The sequence below is a fragment of the Microbacterium sp. ZKA21 genome (assembly GCF_050434165.1).
Classification (GTDB): domain Bacteria; phylum Actinomycetota; class Actinomycetes; order Actinomycetales; family Microbacteriaceae; genus Microbacterium.
On the sequence record NZ_JBNPVV010000001.1, the window covers coordinates 205,259 to 222,858 of the forward strand.

Annotated in this window: 17 protein-coding genes and 1 tRNA gene; 6 read left to right on the forward strand and 12 right to left on the reverse strand. The window is 67.8% G+C overall.

Features of this window, described 5'->3' with window-relative positions; translation table 11 throughout:
• Positions 1-21 precede the first annotated feature (21 nt).
• The 7 genes from ilvC to M2317_RS01130 form a co-directional block, all read right to left on the reverse strand.
• The gene (ilvC, locus tag M2317_RS01100; RefSeq protein ID WP_429456504.1) at positions 22-1,050 is read right to left on the reverse strand and encodes a ketol-acid reductoisomerase; all 1,029 of its coding nucleotides are present in this window, start codon (positions 1,048-1,050) and stop codon (positions 22-24) included.
• A 31-nt stretch (positions 1,051-1,081) separates the two neighbouring features.
• Entirely contained in the window at positions 1,082-1,591 is a 510-nt protein-coding gene (gene ilvN / locus M2317_RS01105; protein WP_429456506.1) for an acetolactate synthase small subunit, read from the reverse strand.
• Between the two features lie 4 nt (positions 1,592-1,595).
• Positions 1,596-3,398, reverse strand: a complete 1,803-nt coding sequence (locus M2317_RS01110) for an acetolactate synthase large subunit (RefSeq protein ID WP_429456508.1) — start codon at positions 3,396-3,398, stop codon at positions 1,596-1,598.
• Positions 3,399-3,463: 65 nt separating this feature from the next.
• Entirely contained in the window at positions 3,464-5,179 is a 1,716-nt protein-coding gene (gene ilvD / locus M2317_RS01115; RefSeq protein ID WP_429456510.1) for a dihydroxy-acid dehydratase, read from the reverse strand.
• 9 nt (positions 5,180-5,188) lie between these two features.
• Positions 5,189-5,986: a trehalose-phosphatase gene (gene otsB / locus M2317_RS01120; RefSeq protein WP_429456512.1), complete on the reverse strand. Its 798-nt coding sequence runs from the start codon at positions 5,984-5,986 to the stop codon at positions 5,189-5,191.
• Between the two features lie 47 nt (positions 5,987-6,033).
• The gene (locus M2317_RS01125) at positions 6,034-7,443 is read right to left on the reverse strand and encodes an alpha,alpha-trehalose-phosphate synthase (UDP-forming) (RefSeq protein ID WP_429456513.1); all 1,410 of its coding nucleotides are present in this window, start codon (positions 7,441-7,443) and stop codon (positions 6,034-6,036) included.
• Between the two features lie 56 nt (positions 7,444-7,499).
• Positions 7,500-8,768 carry an MFS transporter gene (locus tag M2317_RS01130; RefSeq protein WP_429456515.1) on the reverse strand — a complete coding sequence of 423 codons (1,269 nt, stop codon included), beginning with the start codon at positions 8,766-8,768 and terminating at the stop codon, positions 7,500-7,502.
• 174 nt (positions 8,769-8,942) lie between these two features.
• Between M2317_RS01130 and M2317_RS01135 the strand changes: the two genes are divergently transcribed.
• Positions 8,943-9,224 (forward strand): hypothetical protein, encoded by a 282-nt coding sequence (locus M2317_RS01135; RefSeq protein ID WP_429456517.1) that lies wholly within the window; start codon positions 8,943-8,945, stop codon positions 9,222-9,224.
• 93 nt (positions 9,225-9,317) lie between these two features.
• Here the strand turns inward: M2317_RS01135 and M2317_RS01140 are convergent, their stop codons facing one another.
• From M2317_RS01140 to M2317_RS01150, 3 genes are read right to left on the reverse strand one after another with little or no spacing between them, the layout of a single operon-like run.
• A complete protein-coding gene (locus M2317_RS01140) occupies positions 9,318-10,496 on the reverse strand; it encodes an acetyl-CoA C-acetyltransferase (RefSeq protein ID WP_429456518.1) in 1,179 nt (392 codons plus the stop codon).
• Positions 10,493-11,146 carry a CoA transferase subunit B gene (locus M2317_RS01145; protein ID WP_429456520.1) on the reverse strand — a complete coding sequence of 218 codons (654 nt, stop codon included), beginning with the start codon at positions 11,144-11,146 and terminating at the stop codon, positions 10,493-10,495. The genes M2317_RS01140 and M2317_RS01145 overlap by 4 nt, the downstream gene beginning before the upstream one ends.
• Before the next feature lies 1 nt (position 11,147).
• Positions 11,148-11,927, reverse strand: coding sequence for a CoA transferase subunit A (locus M2317_RS01150; RefSeq protein ID WP_429457627.1), 780 nt, complete (start codon positions 11,925-11,927; stop codon positions 11,148-11,150).
• Positions 11,928-12,029: 102 nt separating this feature from the next.
• Here M2317_RS01150 and M2317_RS01155 point away from each other — a divergent pair, with 102 nt between their 5' ends.
• Genes M2317_RS01155 through M2317_RS01165 form a run of 3 tightly spaced genes read left to right on the forward strand, consistent with a single transcriptional unit; the run spans position 12,030 to position 14,533 of the window.
• On the forward strand, positions 12,030-12,815 hold the full coding sequence (locus M2317_RS01155) for an IclR family transcriptional regulator (RefSeq protein WP_429456522.1): 786 nt from the start codon (positions 12,030-12,032) through the stop codon (positions 12,813-12,815).
• 42 nt (positions 12,816-12,857) lie between these two features.
• On the forward strand, positions 12,858-13,304 hold the full coding sequence (locus M2317_RS01160) for a MarR family winged helix-turn-helix transcriptional regulator (protein WP_429456524.1): 447 nt from the start codon (positions 12,858-12,860) through the stop codon (positions 13,302-13,304).
• A complete protein-coding gene (locus M2317_RS01165; protein WP_429456526.1) occupies positions 13,301-14,533 on the forward strand; it encodes an MFS transporter in 1,233 nt (410 codons plus the stop codon). The genes M2317_RS01160 and M2317_RS01165 overlap by 4 nt, the downstream gene beginning before the upstream one ends.
• A gap of 52 nt (positions 14,534-14,585) precedes the next feature.
• Here M2317_RS01165 and M2317_RS01170 read toward each other — a convergent pair whose 3' ends face one another.
• Positions 14,586-14,993: a protease inhibitor I42 family protein gene (locus tag M2317_RS01170; protein WP_429456528.1), complete on the reverse strand. Its 408-nt coding sequence runs from the start codon at positions 14,991-14,993 to the stop codon at positions 14,586-14,588.
• Between the two features lie 82 nt (positions 14,994-15,075).
• Between M2317_RS01170 and M2317_RS01175 the strand changes: the two genes are divergently transcribed.
• Positions 15,076-15,690, forward strand: coding sequence for a TetR/AcrR family transcriptional regulator (locus M2317_RS01175; RefSeq protein WP_429456530.1), 615 nt, complete (start codon positions 15,076-15,078; stop codon positions 15,688-15,690).
• Positions 15,690-17,360, forward strand: coding sequence for an MDR family MFS transporter (locus M2317_RS01180; protein WP_429456532.1), 1,671 nt, complete (start codon positions 15,690-15,692; stop codon positions 17,358-17,360). The genes M2317_RS01175 and M2317_RS01180 overlap by 1 nt, the downstream gene beginning before the upstream one ends.
• A gap of 118 nt (positions 17,361-17,478) precedes the next feature.
• Here the strand turns inward: M2317_RS01180 and M2317_RS01185 are convergent.
• Positions 17,479-17,551 (reverse strand) — tRNA-Lys (locus tag M2317_RS01185).
• Positions 17,552-17,600: the final 49 nt, after the last annotated feature.

Genomic DNA, 17,600 nt, shown 5'->3' on the forward strand with positions numbered 1-17,600 from the left:
CGTTCTTCGAATGCGAAGGTATCAGCGCGCGGCGGAACCCTCGGTGTAGTCCTCGTCGGTCTGCTTCCAGGAGAACAGCGAACGCAGCTCGCGACCGGTGACCTCGATCGGGTGCTCCTGCTCCTTGGCGCGCAGCGCCAGGAACTCGGTGGCGCCGTTGTCCTGGTCCTCGATGAAGCGCGTCGCGAAGGCACCGGACTGGATGTCCGCGAGCACGCCCTTCATGTTCTCCTTGACGCGGGCGTCGACGACGCGCGGGCCGGAGACGTAGTCGCCGAACTCGGCCGTGTCGGAGATCGACCAGCGCTGCTTGGCGATGCCGCCCTCCCACATCAGGTCGACGATGAGCTTCAGCTCGTGCAGCACCTCGAAGTAGGCGATCTGCGGCTGGTAGCCCGCCTCGACCAGCGTCTCGAAGCCGGCCTGCACGAGGTGGCTCATGCCACCGCAGAGCACGGCCTGCTCGCCGAACAGGTCGGTCTCGGTCTCTTCCGTGAAGGTCGTCTTGATGACGCCGGCACGGGTGCCGCCGATGGCCTTCGCGTACGCGAGCGCCACATCCCAGGCGTGACCGGATGCGTCGCGCTCGACGGCGATGATGTCCGGGATGCCGCGGCCGGCGACGAACTCGCGGCGCACGGTGTGGCCTGGTGCCTTCGGGGCGATCAGGATCACGTCGACGCCCTCGGGAGCGTCGATGTAGCCGAAGCGGATGTTGAAGCCGTGCGCGAAGGCGAGGGTCTTGCCCGCGGACAGGTTCGGTGCGATCGACTCGGAGTAGATCGTGCGCTGGTGCTGGTCCGGCGCGAGGATCATGATCAGGTCGGCCCAGGCGGTCGCGTCGGCGACGTTCTTGACCGGGAAGCCGGCCTCCTCCGCCTTCGCGATGGACTTCGAGCCGTCCTTGAGGGCGATGGCGACCTCGACGCCCGAGTCGCGCAGGTTCATCGCGTGGGCGTGGCCCTGCGAGCCGTAGCCCACGATCGCGACCTTCTTGCCCTGGATGAGGGACAGGTCGGCGTCGGCGTCGTAGAAGATCTCAGTACTCACTTGTATTTCTCCTTGGTGGTGGTCTGGTTGGTCAGCCGCGCAGAACGCGTTCGGTGATGCTCTTGCCGCCGCGCCCGATGGCCAGCAGGCCGGACTGCGACAGCTCCTTGATGCCGAAGGGCTCGAGCGCGCGCAGGATCGCCTCGATCTTGCCCTTGTCGCCGGTGACCTCGACGACGACGGCATCCGATGCGTAGTCGACGACCGATGCACGGAACAGGTTCACGATCTCGATCACGTTCGAGCGCGTCGCGTTGTCCGTGCGCACCTTGACGAGCACATGGTGGCGCTGCACGGACGTGGCGAAGTCCAGCTCGACGATCTTGATGACGTTCACGAGCTTGTTCAGCTGCTTCGTCACCTGCTCGAGCGGCAGGTCCTCCACGTCGACGACGACCGTGATGCGCGAGATGCCTGGCACCTCGGTCACGCCGACGGCGAGGGATTCGATGTTGAAGCCGCGCCGGGCGAAGAGCCCGGCGACGCGGGTCAGCAGGCCGGGGGTGTCCTCCACCAGGAGGCTCAGCACATGAGTGGACATGTCGTCACATCTCCTCTTCGAAGGACGGCGCGTGGTCGACGGCGTACTGGACGTAGCTGTTGCTGACGCCCTGCGGAACCATCGGCCACACCATCGCGTCGGCCGACACGACGAAGTCGATCACGACCGGTCGGTCGTTGGTCTCCAGAGCGAGCTTGATCGCGGCATCCACATCCTCTTCCTTCTCCACCCGGATGCCGAGGCAGCCGTACGCTTCGGCGAGCTTGACGAAGTCGGGGATGCGGATCGTGCCGTGCCCGGTGTTCAGGTCGGTGTTGGAATGACGACCGTCGTAGAACAGCGTCTGCCACTGGCGCACCATGCCGAGCGAGGAGTTGTTGATGATCGCGACCTTGATCGGGATGTTGTTGATCGCGCAGGTGGCGAGCTCCTGGTTGGTCATCTGGAAGCATCCGTCGCCGTCGATCGACCAAACCACGCGGTCGGGCTCTGCGACCTTGGCCCCCATGGCAGCGGGGACGGAGTAGCCCATCGTGCCGGCGCCACCGGAGTTCAGCCACGAGTTGGGTCGCTCGTACTTGATGAACTGCGCTGCCCACATCTGGTGCTGCCCGACACCCGCCGCGTACACGGCCTCGGGTCCGGTGAGCTCGCCGATGCGCTGGATCACGTGCTGGGGCGAGAGCAGGCCGTCAGTGGTGGGCTGGAAGCCGAGCGGGAACTCGTCTCGCAGTCCGTCGAGGTAGGACCACCACTCCTCGGTGTCCGGCTTGTCGGCACCGATCGTGGTGCGGAACGCGTTCTCGAGGTCGACGAGCACCTCGCGCACGTCGCCGACGATCGGAACATCGGCCGTGCGGATCTTGGAGATCTCGGCCGGGTCGATGTCGACGTGGACGACCTTGGCGTTCGGAGCGAACAGCGCCGCTTTGCCGGTCACGCGGTCGTCGAAACGCGCGCCGAGCGCGAGGATCAGGTCCGACTCCTGCAGGGCGAGCACGGCCGGGACCGTGCCGTGCATACCGGGCATGCCGAGATGCTGCGGGTGCGAATCGGGGAACGCGCCGCGCGCCATGAGGGTCGTGACGACAGGTGCACCCGTCGTCTCCGCGAGGCTCTTGAGCTCTGCCGACGCCCGGCCGCGGATGACACCGCCGCCGACGTACAGCACCGGCTTCTTCGCTCCGACGAACAGATTGGCCGCCGCCTGGATCTGCTTTCCGTGGGCCTTCGTCACCGGACGGTATCCCGGAAGATCGATCTTGGGCGGCCAGACGAACGGCGCCTTGGCCTGCTGGGCATCCTTCGTGATGTCCACCAGCACGGGTCCCGGACGACCCGTCGACGCGATCTCGAAGGCTGCGGCGATCGCGCCGGGGATCTCGTTCACATCCTTGACGAGAATCGAGTGCTTCGTCACGGGCATCGTGATGCCGACGATGTCGGCTTCCTGGAACGCATCGGTTCCCATCAGCGTGGAGAAGACCTGACCGGTGATCGCGACGATCGGCACGGAGTCCATGTACGCGTCGGCGATCGCGGTGACGAGGTTCGTCGCGCCGGGACCCGACGTCGCGATGGTGACGCCGACCTTGTTCGAGGCGGACGCGTACCCTTCGGCGGCGTGGCCGCCACCCTGCTCGTGACGCACGAGGATGTGCCGCAGTTCGGTGGAGTCCAGCAGGGGGTCGTAGACCTCCATGATCGCGCCGCCGGGGATGCCGAACACGTCGGTGACCCCGAGCAGTTCGAGCGATCGGACGACGGCCTGGGCGCCGGTGAGTTCTGGGGCTGCGGCCTGACGGGCCGGCGGCCGTGGCACGGCGGACACGGATTCAGCAGTCATGTCTATTTCCTCGGATCTGATGAGCGACGTCGATGTGAGGCGGAGAGGCCTCGGGTGGCCACGACTCAACCGGTCGTCGCGCCCTCGGCTGCGGAGCGCACGAGGGCTGCGTACTTGGCAAGAACGCCACGGGTATAGCGCGGGGGAAGCGGCTCCCAGCCAGAGCGGCGGGAGGCGAGCTCCGCCTCGTCGACGAGTAGGTCGAGAGTGCGAGCTGCGATATCGACCCGTATCAGATCACCATCGCGCACGAAGGCGATAGGACCTGCGTCCACCGCTTCGGGTGCTATGTGGCCGATGCACAGGCCGGTTGTGCCGCCTGAGAATCGTCCGTCCGTCAAGAGTAGTACATCTTTTCCGAGCCCAGCGCCCTTGATGGCTCCGGTGATCGCGAGCATCTCGCGCATGCCGGGACCGCCCTTGGGGCCCTCGTAGCGGATCACCACGACATCCCCCGCCTGGATCGAGCCCTCGGCGAGCGCATCCATCGCCGCCCGCTCGCGCTCGAACACGCGCGCCGGTCCTTCGAAGACGTCGGCGTCGAAGCCGGCCGACTTCACGACGGCTCCCTGCGGGGCCATCGAGCCGTGCAGGATCGTGATGCCTCCCGAGGCGTGGATCGGGTTGTCGAACGTGTGGATGACCTCGCCGTCGATCGGGTCGGGGTCGAGGTCCCGGAGGTTCTCGGCGACCGTCCTGCCGGTGACCGTCAGAGCGTCGCCGTGCAGCAGCCCTTCATCGAGCATCGCCTTCATGATGACGGGAATGCCGCCCTGGCGGTCGACGTCGTTCATGACGTACTTGCCGAACGGCTTCATGTCGGCGATGTGCGGAGTCTTGTCACCGATCCGGTTGAAGTCGTGCAGGTCCAGATCGACCTGAGCCTCGCGGGCGATCGCCAGCAGGTGCAGCACGACGTTGGTCGAACCGCCGAGCGCCATCGCGAGGGCGATCGCGTTCTCGAAGGACTCCTTCGTCAGGATGTCCTTCGTCGTGATCCCCTGACGCAGGAGGTTCACGACGGCCTCACCCGAGCGGTGCGCGAACTGGTCTCGCCGGCGGTCGGCCGACGGCGGTGCCGCGGAGCCCGGCAGGCTCAGGCCGAGCGCCTCGGCGACGGAGGCCATGGTGTTCGCCGTGTACATGCCGCCGCACGCACCCTCACCAGGGGCGAAGGCGCACTCGATGCGCTTGAGGTCCTCCTCGCTCATCCGACCGGCGCGGCACGCGCCGACGCCCTCGAACGAGTCGATGATCGTGATGTCCTTCTCAGTGCCGTCAGACAGCTTCACCCAGCCGGGGGCGATCGATCCGGCGTACAGGAACACGCTGGACAGGCCGAGACGGGCGCTGGCCATGAGCATCCCGGGGATGGACTTGTCGCACCCGGCGAGCAGGACCGAGCCGTCCAGCCGCTCCGCCATCATGACCGTCTCGACCGAGTCCGCGATCACCTCACGGCTCACGAGTGAGAAGTGCATGCCCTCGTGCCCCATCGAGATGCCGTCCGAGACGGAGATCGTGCCGAACTGCAGCGGGTATCCGCCACCGGAGTGCACGCCCTCCTTCGCACCCTGCGCGAGGCGATCCAGGCTCAGGTTGCAGGGGGTGATCTCGTTCCAGCTCGATGCGATGCCGATCTGGGGCTTGTCCCAGTCCGCGTCGCCCATGCCGACGGCGCGGAGCATGCCGCGCGATGTGGTCGCTTCGATGCCATCCGTGACGACGCGACTGCGGGGCTTGATGTCGACGGACGCGTCCGAGGATTGCTGCGAGGCCATGACGGCAGTCTATTCCCGTCCGGCAGCGCGCTCCGTTGCCACCTGCGCCAGAAGTTCGGCGATCTGCTGTGGGTTCTCCACACGCAGCTGCGCGGCTGACTCCCCCGGTCCGACGCGGACGCCCAGATCCGTCGGCAGCAGTACGCGCATGGCGTCCTCATCCGTCACGTCGTCGCCGGCGAAAAGTATGCCGGTCGCGTCGAAGTGCTCCCGCAGCGCGGCCATCGCGGCATCCTTGCCCTCGTCGCGGGAGGAGAACTCCAGCACACGGTGCCCGGAGCGCCGACGCCAGTGCGGGAAGCGCTCGGAGACCAGCGCATCGATCTCGGCGAACACCGCGGCCTCGACCTCGGGCGTCGCACGACGCGTGTGCACGCCCATCCCGAACGTCTTGGGTTCGAACTCCGCGCCGTCGTAGCGCTCGATGATCGGCTTGGCCGATGCCCAGAGCTCTTCGCGGGAGCCGTCCTCGGCGGCTTCACCCGTCGGCGCAGCCTCGCCCGTTCCGGGGAACCAGTACTGCGCGCCATGGGATCCGGCGAGCGCGACGGGCGAGTCGTCCTCGTGCTCGGTGATGATGCGGAGGTCGTGCATGCTGCGCCCTGACACGTACGCGATCAGCGTGTCGGGCAGTGCGATCAGCCGTTCGATCTGCTCCTTGACGGCGGGAAGCGCGCGCGCGGCCATCGGATCGGCCACCAGCGGCGACGCCGTGCCGTCGAAATCGAGAGCGATCACGAGCCGGGGCGTCGTGGCGATGCCGGTCAATGCGGTGTCAACGGTTCCGGGCGTCCAGGTGCGGGTCACGACGATCTCTCCTCAGGCGGTCGGGTTCCCCGCTAGCCTCTCACGCCTCACGCGCTGTGCCGCGCCGCATCCAGTGCGGACAGGAAGGAAGACGACCACGCGTTCACATCGTGCTCGAGCACGCGCTTGCGCAGCGCACGCATCCGCTTGCCCTGTTCCGCCGGTGGCATCTGCACGGCGGTCATGATGGCATCCTTGAGGCCCTCGATATCGTGCGGATTGACGCGGACGGCCTGTCGGAGTTCGTCCGCGGCACCGGTGAACTCGCTGAGCACGAGCACACCGCGGTTGTCTCTTCTGGTCGCGATGTACTCCTTCGCGACCAGATTCATGCCGTCGCGCAGAGCGGTCACCAGCATGACGTCGGCGGCGAGGTAGAGGGCCACCATCTCCTCGCGCGGGAAGCCCTGGTGCAGGTAGCGGATCGCGGTGTGGCCCATGGTGTCGTAGTCGCCGTTGAGGCGGCCGACCGACAGCTCGATCTCATCACGCAGCTGCACGTACGAGTCCACGCGCTCGCGGCTGGGGCTCGCCACCTGCACGAACGTGACGTCGTCGACGCTCAGGGTGCCCTCGGCGACCAGCTCGGCGTACGCCTTGATGCGGTGTCGGATGCCCTTGGTGTAGTCGAGCCGGTCGACGCCCAGCAGGATCTTGCGCGGGTTGCCGAGGCTCTCGCGGATCTCCGCCGCCCTGGCCTGGATGTCGGGACGAGCGGCGAGCTCGATGTACGGAACGGTGTCGATCGAGATGGGGAACGCCTTGGCCAGGACCGTGCGTGCGCCGTCCTCCTCCGGCACGGTGACGGTCGATCCCTTCACCTCGTGGCGGAGCCGGCGTCGGACCGCCGCGAGGAAGTAGCTGGCGTCCTGCGCGCGCTGGAAGCCGATCACATCGGCGCCGAGCAGACCCCGCAGCACCTGGTCGCGCCATGGCAGCTGGGCGTACAGGCCGTGCGCCGGGAACGGGATGTGGTGGAAGTACCCGATCGTGACGTCCGGCCGCAGCGCCCGCACCATCTCGGGGACGAGCTGCAGCTGGTAGTCGTGCACCCAGACGGTCCCGTTCGGCGCGACGGCCGATGCCGCGGCCTCGGCGAAGCGGCGGTTCACCGTCACATAGGCCTCCCACCACTCGCGGTGGTACTGCGGAGGCGAGATCACGTCGTGGTAGAGCGGCCAGATCGTGTCGTTGGCGAAACCCTCGTAGTACTCCTCGACCTCCTGCTCGCTCAGCGCGACAGGGATCAGCTTGAGGCCGCCGGTCTCGAACGGTGCGAGCTCGAGATCGGCCTGACCGGCCCAGCCCACCCATGCGCCGTCGACGGAGTGCATGACCGGCTCGAGAGCAGCCACCAGTCCGCCGGGAGATGTCCGCCAGACATCCTCACCATCAGGCCCCTGGACACGGTCCACCGGCAACCTGTTCGCGACGACGACGAATTCCGCAACGGTCATGGAGACTCCCTCACCCTGATCGGTGTCTCCAGCGTAGTCGGGATGCCGCGGCCGCCTCACGCCCGCGGCACGGCCGGCCGAGGAGCGCGGCGCGGGTCGCTGAGGAACCAGTTCGCGATTCCGGCGAGCACGACGACGGCGGCCGCGCACACGGGCAGCAGCAGGGCCGCACCGGTGCCGAGCGTCTCGGCGACCTCACCGGTGATGGCGGATGCCGCGGCCTGGCCGACCACGACCCCGGAGCCGAGCATGGTCATGACGGTCGCCGAACGCCCGAGCGGGCTGCGCGCCGCGCCGAAGCTGTACTGCGTGACGAGCGTCGGACCGATGCCGACGCCCATGATCGCAAGTGCCACGATCATGGTGCCAACGGATGTCGCCGTGGCGACCAGGAGAGCACCGGCGAACAGGATCCCCGCGAAGACGAGCCAGCGGGCGCGCGGCGTGAACCACGCCGGCAGCCACGCGACGCCGAGCGCGAGGACAGCGGAGCCGACGCCCATCACGCCGTACAGGAGGCCGGCCTGCTCGGCATCCCCCCGATCCGCCATGAAGGACGTCAGCGCGGTGAGCATCGCGCCGAAGAAGAGCCCGACTCCGAAGATGCCGATGACCACCACGAGCAGCTCGGAACGGAACAGTTCGGACGCCCTCGACGGCGCCGAGCCGTCGGCATGGCGCTCGGCCGAGATGTGGCGGGCGGTGGGGTGCAGAGCGAAGGCGCCGACGAACACGAAGGTGAGGAGCGAGGCGAAGGCCAACGGGGCCCAGGGCGCGATCGCCGACGCGAGGATGCCGACGAGGAACGGACCGAAGACGAAGACGGTCTCATCGGCAGCCGATTCATAGGAGAAGGTGCCGGAGATCGTGCGGGTCCGAGTGCGCTCGGGCATGCGCTCGCGGATGATCGCCACCAGGCGCGAACGCGACATCGGCGAGACCTGCGGAGCCGAGGCCCCGATCAGCAGGGCCGTGACCAGGATGAGGGGGTCGGCCGCAGGACTGTAGACGACCCAGGCGAACACGGCGAGCATCGTTCCGTTCACGATCGCGGAGATCAGCAGCACGAGGCGTTGACCGTAGCGATCCGCTGCCGCGCCGAGGATCGGCCCGACGATGGCCGTGCCGAGTCCGACCGAAGCGGAGGTCAACCCGCCCAGCGACAGCGAACCGCGGGCGGAGACGACGACGGTCAGGACGCCGACGACCATCATCGCGAACGGCAGTCGCGCGATGAAGGCGATGATGAAGTACGGCAGTCCCGCCAGCCGCAGCAGGCTCGGCTGCGCGGACGCGGAAGCGGAAGGGGTGTGTGTCTGGATCATGGCTCTCGCACGCGCCCGGGACGCGGGGATGGGGTGCCGCCGCTTTCCGCCGGAATGCCGGCGGCCGGTAGATACACAGTTGCGGGCGCCGAAGCGCCACCGGGCATTCTAGCGATGCATCCTGCGAGGATCCAGAGTCGGGACGATGGACACGCGACCGGGTAGCGTTGGCGCATGCGCTATCTCTTCGGCACCGGACTCATCGGAGCGATCACGGCAGGCGCCTCGCTGCTGCGCGGCACACGCGAGGAGCCGATCACCTGGCGCGCCGTTCTGGCGTGGCTGAGCTGGGGCATCACGCTCGCCCTCGCGATCGGCGCGCTCGTGGACATGCGCCGCGACGAGAAGGGGCTCGTGGTTGCCGCGGATTCTCCTCTTGCCCCTGTGCAGGACAAGCGGGCCCGCAAGGCAGCCAAGCGCGTCGAGAAGCAGACCAGGGCTGCCCAGAAGCGCTGATCTGCACCCGTCGTTTCCGACCCCGGGTCACTCGATGCCGTGTCGCACGCGAAAACCGTCCATCGTGACCCCGGGCCGAAAAGGGACGACCCGTCAGCGCGTCAGGATGAGCGCTTCGCCCTGACCACCTCCGCCGCACAGCCCGACGGCGACGGTGCCGGTGCCTCGACGCGCGAGTTCGTGCGCCAGGTGGACCACCAGTCGATTGCCGCTCGCGCCGATCGGATGCCCGATCGCGATGCCGCCGCCGTGGATGTTGACGATGTCGCTGGACAGTCCCAGCTCGCGCTGCGAGCGCGCCACGACCGCCCCGAACGCCTCGTTGATCTCGACGAGGTCCAGATCCGCAGGGGTGATGCCCTGCTTTTCACAGGCCCGCTCGATCGCGCGCGCCGGCTGCGCCTGCAGGGAGTTGTCCGGGCCGGCGGTCTGGCCGCTCGCACCGATGACCGCCAGCACCGGCCAGCCGTGCGCCTCGGCGTTCTCGCGCGTCGTGACGACGACGGCGGAGGCGCCATCTGAGATCTGGGAGGAGTTCCCCGCCGTGATCGATCCTCCCTCGGCGAAGGCCGGTCGGAGTCCGGCGAGCGTGTCGACCGTGGTCTCCGGTCTGATCCCCTCATCCTTCGTGACGAGGATCGGCTCGCCGCGCCGCTGCGGCACCTCGACGGTGACGATCTCGGCTTCGAACACCCCGGCATCCTGAGCGGCCGTCGCGCGTTGGTGCGACAGCGCGGCCACGGCATCCTGCGCTTCACGGGTGAGCTCGTACCGGGCGTTGTGCCGCTCCGTCGACGCTCCCATGCTCTCCCGGTCGTACGCATCCGTGAGTCCGTCGTACGCCATGTGGTCGAGCACTTCGACGCTGCCGTAGGTCCAGCCGTCGCGCGAACCCATCAGCAGGTGCGGTGCGCGGGTCATCGACTCCATCCCGGCGGCGACCACCGTCGTCGCGTCGCCGGTGCGGATCATGCGGGCGGCATCGATGATGGCCGTGAGGCCGGAGAGACAGACCTTGTTGACCGAGTGAGCCGGCACATCCCAGCCGATGCCTGCGCCGATCGCCGCCTGGCGCGCCGCGTTCTGCCCTGAGCCGGCGGCGAGCACCTGCCCGACGATCACGGCATCCACGTCGGCAGGATCGACGGATGCCTGCGCGAGCGCGCCCCGGATCGCGAACGATCCGAGCTGCGGGGCGGTGAACGACGCCAGCTGCCCCTTGAGCCGACCCTGCGGCGTACGGGCGGCGGCGACGATGACGATGTCGGTCATGAGAGCTCCTTGATCTGCGGCGAGACGATGAGCGGCGGCTCCGTCGCCGCGATGACGTCCTGGACGCTGACGCCCGGTGCGGTTTCGACGAGCACGAGTCCGCCGGGGGCGACGTCGATGACGGCGAGGTCGGTGATGATCCGGTGCACCACTGCCCTGCCGGTCAGCGGAAGCGAGCAGTCGTTCACGATCTTGGCGGAGCCGTCCTTCGCAACGTGCTCCATGAGCACGATGACGCGGCCGGCGCCGTGGACGAGGTCCATCGCGCCGCCGGGGCCCTTCACCATCTTCCCGGGGATCATCCAGTTCGCGAGGTCTCCGGATGCCGAGACCTGCATGGCGCCCAGGATCGCGGCATCGATCTTCCCGCCTCTGATCATGCCGAAGCTCGTCGCCGAGTCGAAGAACGCGGAACCCGCCAGCACCGTGACGGTCTCCTTGCCTGCGTTGATGAGGTCTGGGTCGACGGCGTCCTCGGTCGGGTACGGTCCGACGCCGAGGATGCCGTTCTCGGACTGCAGCACGAGAGTCACGCCATCCGGCACGTAGTTGGGCACGAGCGTCGGCAGGCCGATGCCGAGGTTGACGTACGAGCCGTCCTGCAACTCGGCGGCGGCGCGCGCCGCCATCTGCTCTCGGGTGAGCGGCATGTCATGCTCCTTCGCTGGGCGTCGTGACGGTGCGGCGCTCGATGCGCTTCGGGATGCCGGCGCCGACCTCGATGATGCGGTGCACGAACACGCCCGGCAGGTGCACCCGGTCGGGATCGATCTCCCCCGGGTCCACGAGCTGTTCGACCTGCGCGATGCAGATGCGCCCCGCCATGGCGGCCAGGGGGTTGAAGTTGCGGGCGGCCTTGTTGAACACGAGGTTGCCGTGCCGATCCCCCACCGCGGCGTGCACGAGCGAGAAGTCGGTCGTGATGGCCTCTTCGAGCACGAACTCCTTCGACGTGCCCTCCACATCGAACGTGCGGACGTCTTTCGCCGGGGAGGCGACGGCGACCGTGCCGTCGGCGTTGTAGCGCCGGGGCAGCCCGCCCTCGGCGACCTGTGTGCCGACGCCGGTCTGGGTGTAGAACGCCGCGATCCCCGACCCGCCGGCGCGCATCTTCTCGGCGAGCGTCCCCTGCGGGGTGAGCTCGAGTTCGAGCTCGCCGGAGAGGAACTGCCGCTCGAACTCCTTGTTCTCTCCCACGTACGACGACGTCATCTTGCGGATGCGCTGCGCGCCGAGCAGGATGCCGAGCCCCCAGTCGTCGACGCCGCAGTTGTTGCTGACGACGCTGAGATCCTTCGTGCCCTGTGCCAGCAGCGCCTCGATGAGGGCGATCGGATTGCCCGAGAGCCCGAATCCGCCGACGGCGAGCGACGCTCCGTCCGGGATGTCTGCCACGGCATCTGCCGCCGAGGCCCATTGCTTGTCGATCACGCACCACTCCTTCGTGAGTCCTGCATCCAGCATCCGCTTCTTCGACTCCGATCTGAAGGCGGTGCTTGCCATGTGGCCGGATCCGCGGGTACCGTCCACTATGTGGAACCCACGAAGTCCGTCCCCGGCGCTCAGGCAGTGGCCAGAGCCGCTCGCCTGTTGCGCCTGGTGACTTCGGGTGGCGCGGACGGCGTGAGTCTGCACGAGTTGGCCCGCTCCGCCGAGCTCTCCCGCTCGACCGCGCATCGGCTGCTGTCCGCCCTCCGCGCGGAGGGGCTCGTCGACCGCGACGACGACACCGCCCGATGGATGCCGGGGCCGGAGCTCTTCCTCATGGGGACCGTTGCTGCGGCGCGCTACGACATCACCGCTCTCGCCCGTGACATCGTCCGGTCTCTCGCCGTGAAGACCGAAGAGAGCGCGTTCCTCTCGGTACGCCGCGCCGATGAGACCGTGTGTCTGCTGCGCGAAGAAGGCGCGTTCCCGATCCGCTCGTTCGTCCTCAGCGAGGGCGTGCGCTTCCCGCTCGGGGTCGCCAGCGCAGGGCTGGCCATCCTGGCATTCCTTCCTGACCACGATGTGGATGCATACCTCGACCGGCATCCCGGGCTCGCGAAGCGCTGGGGCCGTTCGCACGGCGCTGCGCCGCTGCGGAAGCGTCTCGACGAAACGAAGGAGCGGGGTTACGCGATCAACCCGGGGCTCATCGTCGAGGGCAGCTGGGGCATCGGCGCAGCCGTGTTCGATCGACAGGGCCGACCGGAGTGGGCGCTCAGCCTGACCGGAGTGGGATTCCGGTTCGGACCCGACCGGATGCCGGAGCTCGGCCGCACCCTGCTCGCCCACGCGCACCAGCTGTCGTCGCGCATCGCGAACGCCCGACGGTGACATCCGAGACTCTTACATACCATTAGGTATATACTTCATGGTATGAACCGTCTCGATGTGATCCCCTCCATCGTGCTCTCGTCGCATGCCCTGGCCCGCATCGCCGCCCAGGATGCCAGGAACGAGGCGCCGTCGGCGCAGTGGCGCGTGCTCAGCATCCTCGAGCGCGAAGGCGGACTCCGCCTCGGCGCGCTGGCGACCGCTGCACGCACAACGCAGCCGGGGATGACCCGACTGATCGGCGACCTCGAGCGCGAGGGCCTGGTCGCGCGGGCGAGCGACCCCGCCGATTCGCGCGCCACCGTCGTGAGCATCACGGCCGTCGGACAGACGGCCGTGCAGGGCTGGCGAGGCGAGTTCCGCGCGACGCTCGCACCACGGTTCGCGGACCTCGACGACGAGGACTGGGCCGCACTGTCCCGCGCGGCCGAGATCCTCGCCGCACACACGACGGAAGAACCCCTCGCCAAGACAGGAGACAACGAATGAGCAGCGCGAAGGCGACCGAGTCGATCTGGAAGCAGCCGGCACAGGTGTGGGCGGTGGCGTTCGCGAGCGTCGTCGCCTTCATGGGCATCGGACTGGTCGACCCCATCCTCCCGGCGATCGCGGAATCACTCCAGGCCACGCCGACCGAGACCGAACTGCTGTTCACGAGCTATCTGCTGATCACCGGACTCGCGATGCTCGTCACCAGCTGGATCTCCAGCCGGATCGGCGCCAAGGCGACGCTGCTCACGGGACTCGCTCTGATCGTCGCATTCGCGCTGGCCTGCGCTCTCAGCGGCAGCGTCGACGCCATCATCGGCTTCCGCGCCGGGTGGGGCCTGGGCAACGCACTGTTCATCTCGACCGCGCTTGCCACGATCGTCGGCTCGGCGTCCGGCGGCAGCGCCGCGGCCATCGTGCTGTACGAGGCCGCGCTCGGACTCGGCATCGCGATCGGCCCTCTCCTGGGCGGCCTGCTCGGCGAGGTCAGCTGGCGCGGTCCGTTCTTCGGCGTCGTGGCACTCATGGCGATCGGCTTCATCGCCGTCCTCACCCTGCTGCACACCCGCGGCGAGAAGCGAGAGCCGGTGCCGTTCTCGGCGCCGTTCCGCGCGCTCGGTCGTCCCGCCCTCGCGATCCTCGCGGTCACCGCCTTCTTCTACAACATCGGCTTCTTCGTGCTGCTGGCGTTCTCGCCGTTCCCGCTCGGCTTCGGGGCGATGGGCATCGGGTTCACGTTCTTCGGCTGGGGTGTGGCCCTCGCGATCACGAGTGTCTGGGTGGCACCGTGGATGATGCGTCGGATGCGCCGCACCGCCATCATCCTGACGATCCTTCCGCTGCTCGCGGTCGATCTCGTCGTCGCCGGATTCGTGGCCGAGAACGCACCGGCCCTCGTGACCTGCATCATCGTCGGCGGACTGCTTCTCGGCGTCATGAACACGGTGCTGACGGAGGCCGTCATGGAGGCGACCGACCTGCCGCGCTCCGTGGCTTCCTCGGCGTACTCGTCGGTGCGCTTCATCGGCGGCGCGATCGCCCCGCCTGTCGCCGCGCTCCTCTGGCACCAGTTCAACGCGACGGTTCCGTACCTGTTCGCCGCGGCATCCGTGCTGATCGCGGCGCTGACGGTATTCCTCGGACGCCGAGTGCTCGCGCACATCGACGACGAGCCGGAGGATGCGGCAGAGGTCGATGCCGAGGCGATCCTGATCGGCGACGCGGCCTGAGCACTCGCGACGGATGCGTCGTCGTACAGTGGCGGCGCTCAGGTCACAGCCGTCACTCGACGGTGACCTCGATCGTCGCGGTCTGCTGATCCTCCCGATCCTCGGGGATCTCGCCACGGAAGCGGTATTCGAACTCGACGGTCGTCGTCCCGACGCCGACCGCCTCGAATCGGTAGCTGAACCGGTTGCCCGCGCCAGTGCTGCCCTCGTCCCCGAGGTACTCGGAGGCGCTCTCGCCCTCGCCGAGCACGGCCGGATCCGGTTCGGTCACGATCACCCAGCCGTCGCCGACCGATGAATTGATCTCGCCGAAGTCGACGATCAGCGTCTCGCCGACCGACACGGTCGCCGCCTCTCCGGTGTACGGCACGACTTGGTCGGGGGCCGAGCATCCGGCGAGCACGAGCACGAGGGCGGCTCCCGCGAGCAGAGCCTCCGCAATGCGCACCTTCGTCGACACTCTCCCGCCTCCCTGTCCGATGACAGCGTAGCGCCACGGATTCACAGTGCACTCTTAGATTCAGAGTGCAAACTTGCACTCTATGAACGAGAGTGCAGAATCGCTGCGAGACCAGCGCAAGCGCGAGACCACGCGCGCGTTGACCGATGCCGCGCGCCGTCTGACGAGCGAACGCGGGTTCACCGGTTTCACCGTCGAGGAACTGTGCGCCGAGGTGGGCGTCTCCCGCCGGACGTTCTTCAACTACTTCGAGAGCAAAGAGAACGCGATCTTCGGATTCGCGCTCGTCGACGACGCGGAACGCGCCCTCGCCGATGAGTTCGCGTCGCAGTCGGGCGATGTCGTCGAGGACTTCGCCTCGATGATGATCCGCCGATGGGCGCTGTTCGATCCGGTCGCCGAGGCGCCCGTGGTCCTCGCGATCATCGAGGAGGAGCCCCGCCTGCTCAAGGCCGCCTTCGAACATCTCGCGGCGAACGAACGCAGGGACATCGACCTCATCCAGCGCCGGATCGGCGACGACAGCGACGATTCCCGCGTGCGCGCCGAAGTCATCGTGCACGTCTTCGGTGCGCTTGTGCGCATGTGCATGGACGAGCTCCTCCAGCAGCACTCCCCCGAATCCTTCGAAGATCTCCTCAGCCGACGGCTCGAGATCGCCCGCTCCCTGTTGACACCGCCACAGAAAGCCCACTGATGTCCGCCACCGCCCCCACGGATGCGCCGTTCCTGCTCACCAAGCGCCGCATCTGGATCATCTTCAGCGCCCTCATCGCCGGGATGCTGCTGTCCAGCCTCGATCAGACGATCGTCTCCACCGCTATGCCCACGATCGTCGGCCAGCTCGGCGGCGTCGACCATCAGGTGTGGATCACCACCGCCTACCTGCTGGCGACGACCATCGTGATGCCGATCTACGGCAAGTTCGGCGACGTGCTCGGACGGCGCAACCTCTTCCTCGTCGCGATCGCCCTGTTCACGCTCGCGTCCGTCGGGTGCGCGTTCGCCACCGACTTCTGGATGTTCGTCGTCTTCCGGGCGCTCCAGGGCCTCGGCGGCGGCGGTCTGATGATCCTGTCGCAGGCGATCATCGCCGATATCGTGCCGGCGAACGAGCGCGGGAAGTACATGGGGCCGCTCGGTGCCGTGTTCGGCCTGTCCGCCGTCGCAGGCCCGCTGCTCGGTGGGTTCTTCGTCGATCACATGACGTGGCAGTGGGCGTTCTACATCAACATCCCCGTCGGCATCGCCGCCTTCATCATCGCGCTGGTGGCCCTGAAGCTGCCGAGCAAGAAGGCCGAGAAGCCGATCGACATCTTCGGCGTGATCTTCCTGTCGATCGCCACGACCTGCCTCATCTTCTTCACCGACTTCGGCGGCGACAAGGAGTTCGGTTGGGATTCGCCCGCCACCTGGGCCTGGGGTGCGGGGCTCGTGGTCGCCGCCACGGCATTCGTCATCACCGAGTCGCGCGTGCAGGACCCGATCATCCCGCTGAGCCTGTTCCGCAACCCGATCTTCGTCAACGCCACCGCGATCGGTCTCGTGCTCGGAATCGGCATGTTCGCGGCGATCGGGTTCGTCCCCACCTTCCTGCAGATGTCCTCCGGCACGTCGGCCGCGGCATCCGGTCTGCTCATGATCCCGATGATGGTGGGCCTGATGGGCACGTCGATCGGCTCCGGAATCGCGATCTCGAAGACCGGGAAGTACAAGATCTACCCGATCCTCGGAACGATCATCACCGGCCTCGCGATGGTCGCGTTCACGACGCTGTCCGCGTCGACCCCGATCTGGCTGATCTGCGTGTTCCTGTTCTTCTTCGGCGCCGGTCTCGGACTCATCATGCAGGTCGTCGTCCTCGTGGTGCAGAACGCGGTGCCGGCGAATGAGATCGGCACGGCGACGAGCACGAACAACTACTTCCGCGAGGTGGGGGCGTCACTGGGCACTGCGGTGTTCGGAACGATCTTCACGACCCGGCTCACCGAGAATCTGCTCGGGGTGTTCGCAGATGCCGGTGCGTCGCCGGATGCCGCGTCGCAGGCCGCGTCGACGATCGATCCCGCCACACTCAGCACCCTGCCCGACGAGGTGCGCGACGGCATCGTGACCGCATATGCGGATGCCCTCGCCCCCGTGTTCTGGTACCTCATCCCGTTCGTCCTGCTTGCCCTGGTGCTCTCGCTGTTCCTCAAGCAGATCCCGCTCTCGGATCAGGCCGGGCTGGTGGCGCGGGGCGAGGCGATCGGCGGCGAGGAAGCCGAGCGCCTGGAGGCGCAGCAGCGCGCTGGTGCGGTCTCGGAGAACGCTGCGCACCAGGATGCCGCAGGCGACGACACCGGAAGCGTGCCGGTCGCCCGCTGACGTCTGCGGCAACGCAGCAGGGCCCGCCATCGAGAACCGATGGCGGGCCCTGCTGCGTCGTACGACGGAAAGCAGAAAAGCCCCAGATGACTGGCGAGAGTCTTCTGAGGCTGATCCGTGCACCCCCTGGGACTTGAACCCAGAACCCACTGATTAAGAGTCAGTTGCTCTGCCGATTGAGCTAGAGGTGCGTGGCCGATCTTCCCCGGCCGAGGAATTACGTTACCAGGTCCTGAGCCG